The sequence below is a fragment of the Sporosarcina pasadenensis genome (assembly GCF_047228845.1).
In the GTDB taxonomy this organism is placed as follows: Bacteria; Bacillota; Bacilli; order Bacillales_A; family Planococcaceae; genus Sporosarcina.
The window spans coordinates 134626-148621 of record NZ_JBFEGM010000002.1 but is presented as its reverse complement, the minus strand read 5'-3'; the positions used below and the strand labels follow the sequence as shown (position 1 = coordinate 148621).

General features: G+C 48.3%; 14 protein-coding genes. All 14 read left to right on the top strand.

Annotation, left to right across the window (positions count from 1 at the left end; all coding sequences use genetic code 11):
* The first annotated feature begins 268 nt into the window (after positions 1 to 268).
* The 14 genes from AB1K89_RS04465 (at position 269) to fliT (ending at position 13911) form a co-directional block, all read left to right on the top strand.
* Positions 269 to 1531, top strand: a complete 1263-nt coding sequence (locus AB1K89_RS04465) for a substrate-binding domain-containing protein (RefSeq protein WP_413053589.1) — start codon at positions 269 to 271, stop codon at positions 1529 to 1531.
* A gap of 112 nt (positions 1532 to 1643) precedes the next feature.
* Entirely contained in the window at positions 1644 to 2417 is a 774-nt protein-coding gene (locus AB1K89_RS04460) for an ABC transporter ATP-binding protein (protein WP_413053588.1), read from the top strand.
* Complete coding sequence (locus AB1K89_RS04455) at positions 2395 to 3102, top strand: ABC transporter ATP-binding protein (RefSeq protein ID WP_413053587.1); 708 nt, start codon at positions 2395 to 2397, stop codon at positions 3100 to 3102. Before AB1K89_RS04460 ends, AB1K89_RS04455 begins: the two co-directional genes overlap by 23 nt.
* 13 nt (positions 3103 to 3115) lie before the next feature.
* A complete protein-coding gene (locus AB1K89_RS04450) occupies positions 3116 to 3976 on the top strand; it encodes a branched-chain amino acid ABC transporter permease (protein ID WP_413053586.1) in 861 nt (286 codons plus the stop codon).
* A 4-nt stretch (positions 3977 to 3980) separates the two neighbouring features.
* Entirely contained in the window at positions 3981 to 4973 is a 993-nt protein-coding gene (locus AB1K89_RS04445) for a branched-chain amino acid ABC transporter permease (RefSeq protein ID WP_413053585.1), read from the top strand.
* Positions 4970 to 6046, top strand: a complete 1077-nt coding sequence (locus AB1K89_RS04440) for a 3-oxoacyl-ACP synthase (protein ID WP_413053584.1) — start codon at positions 4970 to 4972, stop codon at positions 6044 to 6046. Before AB1K89_RS04445 ends, AB1K89_RS04440 begins: the two co-directional genes overlap by 4 nt.
* Positions 5997 to 6896 (top strand): intracellular short-chain-length polyhydroxyalkanoate depolymerase, encoded by a 900-nt coding sequence (gene phaZ / locus AB1K89_RS04435; RefSeq protein WP_413053583.1) that lies wholly within the window; start codon positions 5997 to 5999, stop codon positions 6894 to 6896. Before AB1K89_RS04440 ends, phaZ begins: the two co-directional genes overlap by 50 nt.
* A gap of 12 nt (positions 6897 to 6908) precedes the next feature.
* Positions 6909 to 7649 (top strand): 3-oxoacyl-ACP reductase FabG, encoded by a 741-nt coding sequence (gene fabG / locus AB1K89_RS04430; RefSeq protein WP_413053582.1) that lies wholly within the window; start codon positions 6909 to 6911, stop codon positions 7647 to 7649.
* 18 nt (positions 7650 to 7667) lie between these two features.
* Positions 7668 to 9146, top strand: coding sequence for an acyl-CoA synthetase (locus tag AB1K89_RS04425; RefSeq protein ID WP_413053581.1), 1479 nt, complete (start codon positions 7668 to 7670; stop codon positions 9144 to 9146).
* Positions 9147 to 9270: 124 nt separating this feature from the next.
* Positions 9271 to 10938: a M20/M25/M40 family metallo-hydrolase gene (locus AB1K89_RS04420; RefSeq protein ID WP_413053580.1), complete on the top strand. Its 1668-nt coding sequence runs from the start codon at positions 9271 to 9273 to the stop codon at positions 10936 to 10938.
* Between the two features lie 149 nt (positions 10939 to 11087).
* On the top strand, positions 11088 to 11459 hold the full coding sequence (gene flaG / locus AB1K89_RS04415) for a flagellar protein FlaG (protein WP_413053579.1): 372 nt from the start codon (positions 11088 to 11090) through the stop codon (positions 11457 to 11459).
* A 15-nt stretch (positions 11460 to 11474) separates the two neighbouring features.
* Positions 11475 to 12941 (top strand): flagellar filament capping protein FliD, encoded by a 1467-nt coding sequence (gene fliD, locus AB1K89_RS04410; RefSeq protein ID WP_413053578.1) that lies wholly within the window; start codon positions 11475 to 11477, stop codon positions 12939 to 12941.
* 218 nt (positions 12942 to 13159) lie between these two features.
* The gene (fliS, locus tag AB1K89_RS04405; RefSeq protein WP_413053577.1) at positions 13160 to 13561 is read left to right on the top strand and encodes a flagellar export chaperone FliS; all 402 of its coding nucleotides are present in this window, start codon (positions 13160 to 13162) and stop codon (positions 13559 to 13561) included.
* The gene (gene fliT / locus AB1K89_RS04400) at positions 13501 to 13911 is read left to right on the top strand and encodes a flagellar protein FliT (RefSeq protein ID WP_413053576.1); all 411 of its coding nucleotides are present in this window, start codon (positions 13501 to 13503) and stop codon (positions 13909 to 13911) included. The genes fliS and fliT overlap by 61 nt, the downstream gene beginning before the upstream one ends.
* Positions 13912 to 13996 lie beyond the last annotated feature (85 nt).

Sequence of the window (13996 nt, the reverse complement as noted above, 5' to 3'; positions counted from 1 at the left end):
TTTATTACTTTGCTCTATTACTATGTTCTGGATTTTAGGGAGGTCCGTTGATTAGAGCGGAGGGCGGCGACTCCAGCGGGAACAGCACGAGCTGAAAGCCCCACAGGAACGCAGTGCCGAGGAGATTGAAGCCGTGCCCGCGGAAAGCGTCCGCCCGAAGCGGAAATCAGCAGTTCAACTTTCCTGTAACTCTTTTGCAACTCCCATCCAATAGAGTAGTAGACAGGAAGAAAGCGTTTACAAAACGAGTGGAGAGAGGAGTTGCAGTATGAAGAAGAAATTGTGGTTAGTCCTATTATTTGCAATGATGCTGGTCATCAGCGCAGCTTGCAGTAAATCGGAAGAAGGGGAGGCATCGTCCTCAGAAAAAGAAACAGAATCTACTACGACGCCCGTTTCGGGAGAAGCAAGCAGCGAAGAAGAAGGCGGCACAATCAAAATCGGCGTCCTCGCCTCATTGACCGGTGCGCTTGAGTCATACGGCAAGCAAACGAAACAAGGCTTCGAGCTCGGCCTAGAATATGCAACCGGCGGCACGATGGAAGTCGCAGGCAAGAAAATCGAAGTCATCTTTGAAGATACAGAAACGAAGCCCGAAGTCGCTGTCCAAAAAGCGACGAAGCTCCTGGAGGAAGATGAAGTCGACTTCCTCGTCGGTTCCTCAAGTTCTGGCGACACGCTTGCGGTTCTGCCTCTAGCGGAAGAGTACGAGAAGATCATGATCGTCGAACCAGCAGTTGCGGACAGCATTACAGGTTCAGAATTCAATCCATTCATTTTCCGGACGGGGCGTAACTCGTCACAAGATGCTGTCGCGGGAGCTGCTGCCATTGCGGGTCCTGGCGTAAAAATCGCGACATTCGCACCAGACTACTCATTCGGTTGGGATGGCGTAGCGGCGTTCAAGAAGGCGGCTGAGGCACTTGGTGCGGAAGTTATTATCGAGGAATTCGCGGATCCAGCAGCAACGGATTTCACATCCAATTTGCAGAAAATCATTGAAGCAGACCCGGATTATATGTTTGTCGTCTGGGCTGGGGCGAACTCGCCTTGGAATCAGATCGCTGATTTGAAGATGCAAGAGAAAGGCATCAAGATCTCGACAGGTGCACCGGACATTCCGGCGCTTTCCATCATGGAGCCGCTCGTTGGCATGGAAGGTTTCTCGGTTTACTATCACACGCTTCCTAACAATGAAGTGAATGATTGGCTCGTTAAGGAACATAAAGCGCGCTATAACGGCGAAGTTCCGGATCTGTTCACGCCAGGTGGCATGTCGGCTGCGATTGCAATTGTCGAAGCATTGACGAAAACGAATGGCAACGCAGACGGCAATGAACTGATCAAAGTGATGGAAGGCATGTCTTTCGAAACACCGAAAGGTACGATGACGTTCCGTGCGGAAGACCACCAGGCATTGCAGACGCTTTACTCCATCAGGCTTGAAAAGCAAGATGGCGTCCCATACCCGGTTCCAGTGCTCATCAGAGAGCTTTCTGCTGATGAAACCGAGCCGCCGATCAATAACTGATCACATGCGGGAATGAAAAATAAAAGGACAGTGTAACTGCTGTCCTTCTCAATCGGATGAAAGAACATATTTCATCCGATCGAGAAGGATGGACGGGAAAGGAGGAGAACGGTTGGAACCGATTATAAGAACAGAAAACCTGACAATCCGATTCGGCGGGCATACAGCCGTATCGCATGTGAATTTTGAAATGCCGCCACGGCACTTGAAATCGATCATAGGACCGAATGGTGCAGGCAAAACGACGTTTTTCAATTTATTGAGTGGCGAGTTGAAACCGACGGAAGGGGAGGTCTTCTTCAAAGGTGAATCGATGGCTTCCTTATCGGCAGTCGCGCGGACACGGAAAGGGCTTGGCCGCTCATTTCAGATTACGAATGTGTTTCCGAATTTAACCGTACTCGAAAATGTCCGGTTGGCAGTCCAATCAAAGGAGAAGATCCGGTATCAAATGGTCCGCCATTTTCTTCATTACAAGCAGCTCATCGAAGAGGCGGAGAAACTTATCGAGCTCGTGTTGCTCGATGGCAAGGAACACGCTATCGCGAGCCAATTGTCGCACGGAGAGAAGCGGAAGCTCGAAATCGCGATGCTGCTTGCGCTCGATACGGAAGTGTTGCTGCTCGATGAACCGACTGCCGGCATGTCGCTCGAGGAAGTGCCTGCAATTTTGGACGTCATCCGGAGAATCAAACAGACCGGCGAGAAGACGATTTTGTTGATTGAACACAAGATGGATATGATTTTGGATCTGTCGGATTCCATCATGGTGCTCTTCAACGGCAAGCTGCTGGCGGACGGGAGCCCGCAGGAGATCATGGACAATGAGACCGTGCAAAATGCGTATTTGGGAGGGCTTTACGATGAAAACCTTGCTGAAAGTTGAGGACATCCATACGCATATCGGCCAGTACCATATCCTTCAAGGCGTTTCATTCGAAGCAAGTGAAGGCGAAGTGACCGTGCTGCTCGGACGCAACGGGGCGGGGAAGACGACGACGCTCAAGACGATCATGGGCTTGACGCCGGCTTCAAAAGGCACGGTCCTTTTCAATGGACAGGACATCACAAAAAAGGCGACGTATACAATCGCGAACAGCGGAATCGGCTATGTGCCGGAAGACCAAGGCATCTTCGGCGATTTGACTGTCGAAGAGAATATGAAAGTCGCGATGCGGAAGGAAGACGAAGCGGCATATAAGCGGCAGGAGTATGTCCTTGAACTGTTTCCGGATTTGAAGACGTTTTGGAAAAAGGACGGAGGGCATCTGTCAGGCGGACAGAAGCAAATGCTCGCAATGGCGCGGGCATTCGTCAATGACAGTAAGCTGCTCCTCATCGATGAGCCGTCGAAAGGGTTGGCGCCGATCGTCATCGGGACGGTGATGGAGGCAATTACGGAAATGAAGAAGAGCACGACGATTGTGCTCGTCGAACAGAATTTCATGATGGCGAGCCGGATTGGCGATCGGTATACGCTCATCGACGATGGGGAGACGGTCCATGCAGGCGAGATGGCGGATTTAATCGACAATGAAGAAGTGAAACGAAAATACTTAGGAATCGGATGAAGGGGGCTGCACGATGGAATTACTCATCAATTTGACGGTGAACGGTTTGGCGACGGGCATGCTCATCTTCCTTCTCGCTTCAGGTTTGACACTCATTTTCGGTCTTATGAGCGTGTTGAATTTCGCGCATGGCGGGCTGTTCGCCTGGGGCGCTTATGCGGGCGTCTGGTTTTATTCATTGTCGGGAAGCTTTCTAGTCGGCATTCTCGGTGCCATCATTACAGGAATCATTCTCGGTTTCATTACCGAAAAGCTGATCATCACGCCAGTTTACGGCAATCATGTCCAGCAGATTCTCATTACGCTCGGCTTCATGCTCGTGCTCGCTGAAATGCTGAAAGTCGTTTGGGGGCCGAACCAAATTGCTGCAAAAGTGCCGCCGTATTTGGCGGGGAGCTGGGAAATCGGCGATGTCCTCATCATTAAATACCGTCTGTTCATCATTATCATCGGCTTCCTCGTCTTCGGCGCGTTCCAATACATGCTGCAAAAGACGAAAATCGGCTTGATCGTCCGGGCGGGCGTCATGGATAAAGATATGGTGCAAGCGCTCGGCATTAATATTAAGCGCGTTTTCCTGTACGTCTTCATGGTCGGTGCTGCGCTTGCGGCATTGAGCGGCGCTCTGTTTGCACCGTATTCCGGGGTCATCTACGCGGAAATGGGCTTCGAGTTCGCGATTTTGGCGTTCATCGTCGTTGTGATCGGCGGGATGGGCAGCTTCCCGGGATCATTGTTCGCAGCAATACTCGTCGGCCTTGCGGGAAGTTATATGGCGTACTACGTTCCTGCTCTATCACTTGCGGTCAATATGATGCTCATGGCTATCGTATTAATTTTCCGTCCGCAAGGGCTTTTCACGGCGAAGGGGTGACGGCATGAAAAAAACATTTCAATGGAACAACCTGTTTCTCGCCGTCATTGTACTCGTGCTCGCCGTTTTCCCGTTCGTTTCGGATTCCAGGACATGGACGATTCTTTTGACACAGATTTTTATCTTTTCGATTTTGGCGATGAGCTATGACATTTTGCTCGGCTATACAGGCATCGTCTCGTTCGGGCATGCGATGTTCTTCGGGATGGGGGCGTATACGACTGCCGTCATGCTGAAGAGGATGGAGCCCACGATCGGCGTCTTCATTCTATCGATTGTTTGCGGGATGTTGCTCGCGGCTTTGGTCAGTTTCTTCATCGGACTGCTGACGCTGCGGTTGAAAAGCCATTTCTTCGCGATGCTCACATTAGCCGTTTCCGGATTGTTTTTAGTGCTAGCGGAAAAATGGCGGACGATGACGCAAGGGAATGACGGGTTTACGTTCAAAGCGCCCGAGTTTTTCAAGGACCGGATGATGTTCTATTTCGTCACACTCATCTGTCTCGTTGTCGTCTATCTGTTGTTGCGCAGATTCGTCAACTCCCCGTTCGGACGCGTCCTCGTTGCCGTGCGAGAGAATGAACAGCGGACGAGGTCACTCGGATTTAATACATTGCATTATAAAGTAATCGCATCCGTCGTCGCAGGTGTCATCGCAAGCTTGGCGGGCTCGCTCTACGCGGTATCCCTTCGGTTCGTCAACACGAGCGTATTGACGATGGATATAACGCTCGACGCATTGCTCATGACGATCATCGGCGGCGTCGGAACACTGATCGGCCCGATTGTCGGGGCGGGCATCATCGAATTGACCCAGCATTATTTATCCGGGCTTGCAAAAGACTATCCGATTTTCGAACGGTGGATCATCTTCTTCGGCATCGTCTATATTTTAGCTGTCATCTTCTTCCCGCGCGGCGTCGTCGGAACGGTACGTGAAAAACTATGGAAGCGGAAAACGAAAACGCGGCCTGTCGGGAAGGAGGAAGCCTCATGACGACTGTCGGGATTGTCAGCACGGGCACGTATATCCCGTCTACGAAAATGACTGCCGAGGAAATCGCGGAACGGTCCGGATTGCCGGTCGACGTCGTGAAGACGAAGATGGGCATAACGGAAAAGCCGATTCCCGGGGAGCATGATCATACTGTCGCGATGGGCGTCTGGGCGGCTCGTGAGGCGCTTCGGAAAGGGCAAGTCGACCCGAAAGAGATCGACGTCATCATCTATATCGGTGAAGAGCATAAGGAATATCCGTTATGGACCGCTGCCATCAAAATGCAGGAAGAGCTCGGCGCCTATCACGCATGGGCGTTCGACGTCGCGCTCCGTTGCGGAACGACGATCATGGCGATGAAAGTCGCGAAAAGCCTGATGGCGGGCGATCCCGAAATCCGCACGGTTCTCCTTGCAGGAGGATATCGGAATGGCGACTTTATCGATTACGGAAATGAACGAACCCGCTTCATGTTCAATTTAGCAGCGGGCGGGGCCGCAATGATCTTACGGCGCGACCATCCGGAAAATATTGTGCTCGAGGCGGACCTCATTACGGACGGTTCGTTCTCGGAAGATGTCGTTGTCCCGGTCGGCGGGACGAAAAAGCCGCTTACAGCGAGTGATCTTGAAGAAGGGCTCTACCGGCTTGATGTGCTCGATCCAATCGGCATGAAAGCACGGCTAGAACAGAAGTCGATGGAAAACTTCTTGAAGGTCATCCGCAGTTCATTGCAGAAAAGCGGGTTTACGGAAAATGACATCGATTATCTGGCGATTTTGCATATGAAGAAATCAGCGCATGATTACGTCCTGCGGGAGCTCGGTCTGAATGAAGACAAATCAATTTATTTACACGAATACGGGCATATCGGGCAAATAGACCAAATTTTGTCTTTAGAGCTTGCACTAGAGGAAAATAAATTGAATGATGGACATATCGCTGTGCTTGTCAGCGCAGGCATCGGGTATGCGTGGGGGGCGATCACGGTGAAATGGGGAAAGAGTGAGGGGGAGAAGGAATATGGCACTTCAACAAGTGGGACTGAAGAAAGTGAAACTAGCAAACAATGAACAGATTGCCTACCGGGAACGGGAAGGCGGTGAGCAGGTCGTCATCCTCGTTCACGGCAATATGACGTCGTCGAAGCATTGGGATGTCCTGATCGACAAGCTGGATCCGAAGTATAGAATTTACGCGCTGGATCTTCGTGGATTCGGGGAATCGACGTACAACGAACGCGTGACAGGAATCCGCGACTTCTCGGAAGATCTTGCAGGCTTCATCGATGCGCACGGACTGAATGATTTCCATTTGGTCGGCTGGTCGACGGGAGGCGCTGTCTGCATGCAATACGTGGCGGTCCATCCGGGTAAATGCGAAAAACTCGTGCTGCTTGCATCGGCATCTACTCGCGGGTATCCGTTTTTCGGTACGAAGAAGGACGGTAGTCCGGATCTCAACCATCGACTTCAAACGATCGAGGATATCGAGCAGGACACCGGCAAGACGCTCGCTATGCAAGGGCTGTACGACACGAAGAATCGGGAAGGGCTGAAAGCGGTATGGAATGCATTGATCTACACGCATAACAAGCCGGAACCATCCAAATACGATGAATACGTGGACGATATGCTCACCCAGCGAAATTTGGCGGACGTCTATCATTCGTTGAACACATTCAATATTAGCGCCCAGCATAACGGCGTAAACGAAGGAACTAACCAAGCGAAGGACATTAATATTCCAGTACTCGTTTTGCGCGGGGATCGCGACTATGTCGTGACAGCACAGATGACGGAAGAAATCGTGGAAGATCTCGGCGACAATGCGACGTTCGTTTCACTTGAAGATATGGGGCATTCGCCACTGGTGGATAATTTGGAACAACTGACAAAAACAATTGAAACGTTTCTGGAATAAGGAGATGACAGCATGAGACTATCTGGGAAAGTGGCAATTATTACAGGTGGGGCGAACGGAATTGGGCTCGCAGCGTGCGAGCGTTTTGCGGAAGAAGGGGCATTCGTCATCATGGCCGATTTTGACGAGAAGGCAGGAAAAGAGCAGGAAGCGGTTTTGAAGGAGAGAGGACATGGCGTCACATTCGTGCAAGTCGACGTCGCCGACCGAAAAAGTGTCGACGGCCTCGTGGAACAAACGCTTGAACAGTTCGGGAAAATTGATGTGTTAATCAACAATGCAGGCATTACGAAAGACGCGACGCTCCTGAAAATGGATCCAGCGGATTTCCAGCGTGTGCTTGATGTGAACTTAACGGGTGTCTTCAACTGCACGCAAGCTGTCGCACCTCATATGATCTCTGCTAGCGCAGGGAAAATCATCAATACGTCTTCCGTCAGCGGCGTGTATGGGAATTTCGGACAGACGAATTACGCGGCGACAAAGGCAGCGGTCGTCGGGATGACGAAGACGTGGGCGAAGGAACTCGGACGGAAAGGGATCAATGTCAATGCGGTAGCGCCTGGATTCACCGCGACAGCGATGGTCGAAAAGATGCCGGACAACATCATCAAGCAGATGGCATCCGCCGTTTCATTACAAAGGCTCGGGAAGCCGGAAGATATCGCGAACGCGTATCTTTTCTTGGCGAGCGCCGAATCGGACTATGTCCACGGACACGTTTTGCATGTTGACGGCGGCATCATGATGTAAAGGAAGGAGGGGTTCCGCGTGTTCCATGAGCATGGCTGGATATTGAAAAGGGCCGCACTCTCCGCGGAACGGCCCGCATTGATCGACGTCCATTCGGAAACGAGCTGGACGTACGCGGATTTGAAAAATCGGATCACGCGCTGGGCCTCCTTTTTCCGTGCGCAAGGCTTTCAAAAGGGGGAGCGCATCGCCGTCTATTCTCCGAACAGTCCGGAGCTCTTCGCCGTCCTGTTCGCCTGCGAGTTGCGAGGGCTTATCTACGTCCCGCTCAATTGGCGGCTTAGCCAAATGGAACTGCAAGCATTGCTCGATGATTGCACACCGAAATTGCTCCTCTTCCATGATGATTTTCAAGATTGTATGGCTGGATTGACTGTCAAAAGATCGATTTCCCTGTCCGTTATCGAGACGGTCGTCGCCCCCGTAAACTGGCAGCTCGCCGACCACGGCAACCGCTCCGATACGTGGATGATCATTTATACGGGCGGCACGACCGGGTTGCCGAAGGGAGTCATGCTTTCCTATGACGCGGTCAATTGGAATGCACTCAACACGATCACAAGCTGGGGATTGTCCGAACGCGATACGACAGTCAATTATATGCCGCTCTTCCATACGGGTGGACTGAACGCATTGAGCATCCCATTGCTCATGGCTGGAGGCACTGTCGTCGTTGGCCATCAGTTCAACCCTGAAGAGGCATTGCATGCAACGGATCATTATGAAGCGACGATTTCTTTATTTGTTCCGACGATGTACCAAATGATGATCCAGACACCTTACTTCCATCAATCTTCCTTTCCGTCGATGAATGTATTCTTATCAGGAGGCGCGCCGTGTCCGAAGACGATCTATCAATCATTCCATCGGAAAGGTTTGCGGTTCAAGGAAGGATACGGATTGACGGAGGCCGGACCGAATAACTTCTTCATACGCCCCGAAGAAGCAGTTCGTAAAATCGGTTCGGTCGGGAAGAGCATGTTGTTCAATGAAATACAAGTGCTAGATGACAAAGGGAATCGCTGTGTGACCGGTGAAATCGGTGAATTATCGTTGAGGGGTCCGCATCTGTTTTCGGGTTATTGGAATAAACCACATGAAACATCGGAAGTCGTGCAGGATGGATGGCTTCGTACGGGGGATCTCGCTAAAATTGACGATGACGGGGATGCATTTATCGTCGGAAGAAAAAAAGACATGATCATTACAGGCGGAGAAAATGTGTATCCTCAAGAAGTCGAACAATGCCTTATCACATTTGACGGCATCCGTGAAGCAGCGGTCGTCGGCATGGCGCACGAAGTATGGGGAGAAACGGTCGTCGCGTTTGTGGCGATTGAAGAAGATGGTTTTGATGAACATTCATTAATTTCACATTGTAAAAAGTCATTAGCCTCCTATAAAGTTCCGAAAAAAATCATTGTCTTGCCGGAGCTGCCAAAAACCCATGTCGGGAAGATTGATAATGGAAGTTTGTGCAAAATGCTAATGAACTAATAGGTGTCTCGTAAGCCGAATTGTGGCTTGGAGACGCCTATTTTATTTGGTAACATGGAAGATAGCATTAACTGAAACTTATATATTATATAAAAATGTAGACACGGACCAGGGGGAATGACGTATGAAGAAGGATAGGCATAAGCTTCATTGTCGCAATGAAGTGTTGTCGATTACAAAAGAACTTGTTGGCATTGAAAGTATTGTCAATACCGATGGAGAAAAGGACATTGCCAAATTCATTTACGATTATTTGGAGTCTCATCCGTATTTTTCGGAAAACCGTTCGCAACTCGTCATGGAACAAACGATCAATGATGAAAAAGAACGTTATAACGTCATCGCTTTCGTTAAAGGAACAAAGGGAGAAAGCAATCGAACCATTGTTTTGATGGGGCATATCGATACGGTCGGAGTCGATGATTTCGGTAAACAGCGTAATCTAGCTTTTACACCGGATGATTGGATGGACAATTTATCGAATGAGAGCATTCCGGAACAAGTACAAAAACAATTGGAATCAGGCGATTGGCTTTTCGGCCGTGGGGTCCTTGACATGAAAAGCGGCCTTGCGAGCAATATGTATTTGCTCACCTATTATGCGGAACATCCGGAACAACTCGACGGCAACCTCGTCTTCATTGCGGAATGTGATGAAGAGGATAGCTCCCATGGCATTTTATCCGCTTTGAAAACGTTGAAAAAGTGGAAAGATGACCATGGATTTGATTATGTAGCAGCCGTTAATAGCGATTTTGTCGCGCCTGCCTATGAAGGTGATGAAAATCGTTATGTATATAAGGGGACGGTAGGAAAGCTATTGCCATCCTTTTTTATTACAGGTGAGGAAGCCCACGTCGGATCGGCGTTTGATGGCCTTGACCCGAATTTCGTCGCTGCCGAATTAACGAAGCAAATCAATTACAATCCGGATCTGAGCGACACAGCTTTAGGAGAATCGACAATGCCGCCGGTTTCATTGAAACAAACTGATCTAAAACCGTCTTATACTGTACAAACAGCATTATCGGCGTATGTGTACTATAATTTCTTCGTCCACTCTTGGTCGCCGGAGAAGGTTCTAGATTTATTGAAAGAACAAGCAACAATCGCTTTCACGAATGCCCTAACTTCATTTGAAGAACGTTATAAAACCTATTGCCAGATGAGTAATCAGCCATATCGGTCGATTTCTTGGAAACCGAGAGTATTTACGTACAGTGAAATGTTAGAGACGTTAACAACCACACATGGGGAACAATATGAAAATCATATGCGAGCATTCAAAGAGGAATTAGAACGAGATGAATCGCTCGATCCACGAATGTTTGCTGCTCGTGTCGTTGAGGAAGCATGGAAGTTCATGCCGGATAAAAGCCCAGCGATCATCGTCTTTTATTCTTCGTTGTACTCGCCCCGCGTAGCATTGACAGGGGATACAGATGATGAACAAAAACTATTGCAAGCATTGGATCTTGCAATTGAAGCGTTGCAGCCGGAGTATAGCTATCCGATCGTTGCAAAAAATTTCTTCCCGCATATATCTGATATGAGTTTTGTCGCCATGAGTGATCAAATGGATGACATCGAATACATGGTAGAAAATACGCCTTCTTGGGGCAAAAAGCTTCAAGTCGCATATGAAGACGTATACGACTTGAATATTCCGGTTATCAACATAGGCCCGTACGGAATGGACGGCCATAAAAAACTTGAGCGTATGGAAATGACATATTCATTGGAAATCGTCCCGAATCTGACGAATCATGTGATTCAGGAAGTGTTAAAGTAACAGCACGAATAATGGCGAGCGACCTAACGGGTTGCCGCCATTTTTTTATTTCCAAATATACGGATGTTTTTCCCGCTTCCACTCAACTTTTTTCGACCACAGCCGATAGAAAGGGTAATGGGATTTTCAATGACAGGGAGGCTGGGAAGATGGTTGGACGCATTGGAGGAGCGAACGGCACGCAGCAAATGAGCGCGAAAGTGGAAAGCGCAACACCGGACAGGGGAGTCGCGGTGACGGAAGTGCAGGCAATCTCAGTACAAAACCATCAGCAATCAGGGGAAGAACGTCAACTGCCCGTTGAAAAAGCGCAGCAGATGACCGATAGTATGAATAAGTTCCTGGAAAGCGTAAACACGCAATTACGGTTCAAATTGCATAATGAACTAAAGGAATACTACGTGACAATCGTCGATTCGAAAACAGACGAGGTGGTCCGAGAGATTCCTTCGAAAAAACTGATGGATGTATACGCAGCCATGAAGGAGTTTGTCGGATTGCTCATCGACCGGAAAATTTGAGGAGGTACCTAGCATATGCGAATTAGCGGATTAGCAACAGGGATGGACACGGAACAGATCATCAAAGACATGATGAACGCCCACCGCATCCCTATAAATAAAATCACACAGAAGAAACAGCAATTGGAATGGCAGCTGGATGATTATCGGGCAGTGAACAGGCAGTTGTTTGATTTTAGCCAGAACATCTTTAATAACATGATTTTGTCTAAGAACTTCAATCAGAAGAATGTATCGGTATCCGCTCCTGACTATGTAGATATTAAAAATGTTTCTTCTTCGAATGAATTCTCTGGGACGTTGACTATTGAACAGCTTGCTAAAAATGCTACCTTGCAAGGTGGTACAATCCAAAATAAGCAGAATGAAAAATATACACTAGAAGAGCTACAAGCTCTTAAAATATCAGAGTTTTCAAGTGACCTAAAGGATTTTACAATTACGGTTGAGGCTCCGGGGAAAGATAAAGCTAGTCTAACTTTTACTGCAGACGACACGATCGGTACTGTTCTAAAACGAATTAATGAAGAAACTGGTGTTAATGCGTTTTATGATGAATTTACCGGAACAATAGCTATGTCGGCTAAAAATAGTGGTACGGGTCAAATGCAAATAACTGGAGGGCTTGCTCAGGCACTTAATATAAATGGTATATCTGAAAATGGCCAAAACGCCAAATTCACCTTCAATGGACTTGAAACACAACGGACATCCAACACATTCCAAATCAACGGTTTTGAAGTTACCTTAAAACAAGCCGATAAAACTAAACAAATCAATTTCAGCTCCTCACCAGATACAGAAAAAATCTTCGAAAACGTCATCAAATTTATTGACGATTACAATAAACTTGTCGAAGACTTGAACAAGCAAATCCGCGAGCCGAAACACCGTTCATTCCAGCCTCTTTCAGACGAACAGAAAAAAGAGATGAAAGAGAAAGAGATTGAGCTTTGGGAAGAGAAAGCGAAAAGCGGCACACTTCGAAACGACTCTAATATATCAAGTTTATTGACGCAAATGCGTACGGCGCTTTCTGGGTCTATTGATAAACAATCTTTGAGCAGTATTGGTATCTCAACTTCTAAAAACTATTTAGATCATGGGAAGTTGATTATCGATGAAGATAAATTAAAACAGGCCATTTCGGAAGATCCGGGTAATGTGCATAAATTATTTTCATTTGATGCTGGCAAGGATGCAAATAAAACTGAGCATGGTTTCGCACGTCAACTTCGGACAATCGTTGACGATGCACAAAAAACCATCGCCAAACGAGCAGGAAAAGTTGGAGACGTCAACGACACATTCACATTAGGCAAAAACTTGAACGACATGAACAAGCAAATCGAGCGTTTCGAGGACCGCTTGCGCATGACCGAAGACCGTCTGTGGAAACAATTCACCGCAATGGAACGCGCAATCCAACGTTCAAACATGCAATCCGCAAGTCTCATGAACGCATTTGGCGGCGGAATGTAATAATGAGGATAGGAATGTTTTTTAATATTTGCTTGTAACTTTTGTTGATTGAAGCGGAAAGCGGCGACTCCAGTGGGAAAAGCGTCAGCAGAAGACCCCGCAACGTAGCGATAGCGAAGTGAGGAGGCTGAGGCGACGCCCACGGAAAGCGTCCGCCTGGAGCGGAAATCATTATGTTACTTAAACAAAGCTATCCATAAAAAGGAGAAATTCAACCAATGGCAATTAATAATCCATATGCAACGTATCAAAACAATACTGTGAACACATCGACGCCTGGCGAATTGACGCTCATGCTCTATAACGGATGCTTGAAATTCATTCAACAGGCGAAGAAGGCAATGGAACAAGGAAACATCGAAGAGAAAAATACAGCGACGCAAAAAGCGCAAGCGATTGTGTCCGAGCTGATGGTCACGTTGGACATGTCCGTACCGGTTTCCGAAAACATGATGGTGCTCTACGACTTCGTCAACAACCGCCTTATCGAAGGCAATATCAAAAACGACATAGCGCTCTACGACGAAGCGGCAGGAATTATTACGGAGTTTCGCGATACGTGGAAACAAGTGATCCAAATCAATCGCTCGAAGCAGTACGCGAACACGGACGAAATATGATACGGCCGGCGATGATCCGGTGGCAGGAAACGGCGCAGCAGCTGTTGTCCGCGACTAGCCGCACCGAAGAAGAGCATCGGGATGCCGTCATCGATGAAATCAATCGGCTGCTAGATGAAAGGGATGCCTTGCAGACGGAAATCGTCGCACCTTTTACTCCGGAAGAAGAGGAACTGGGCAAGGAGCTCGTCGCACTCGAAAAAGAAGTCGCTGCTGCCCTCGCCTCCTATACGAAATTGATACGCTCCGATATCACCGCTGCCCAGTCGAAGAAAGAGCACGTAAAAAGCTATGTCAATCCTTATGGCAAGGTGGCGCGGGACGGCACGTTCTACGATACGAAGCAATAATTGACCAATCAGGAAGACCTGGTTGGTTTTTTCTTGACCGACTTAATTTGAAATCATTTAATCATTACATATTCACATAAGTTGT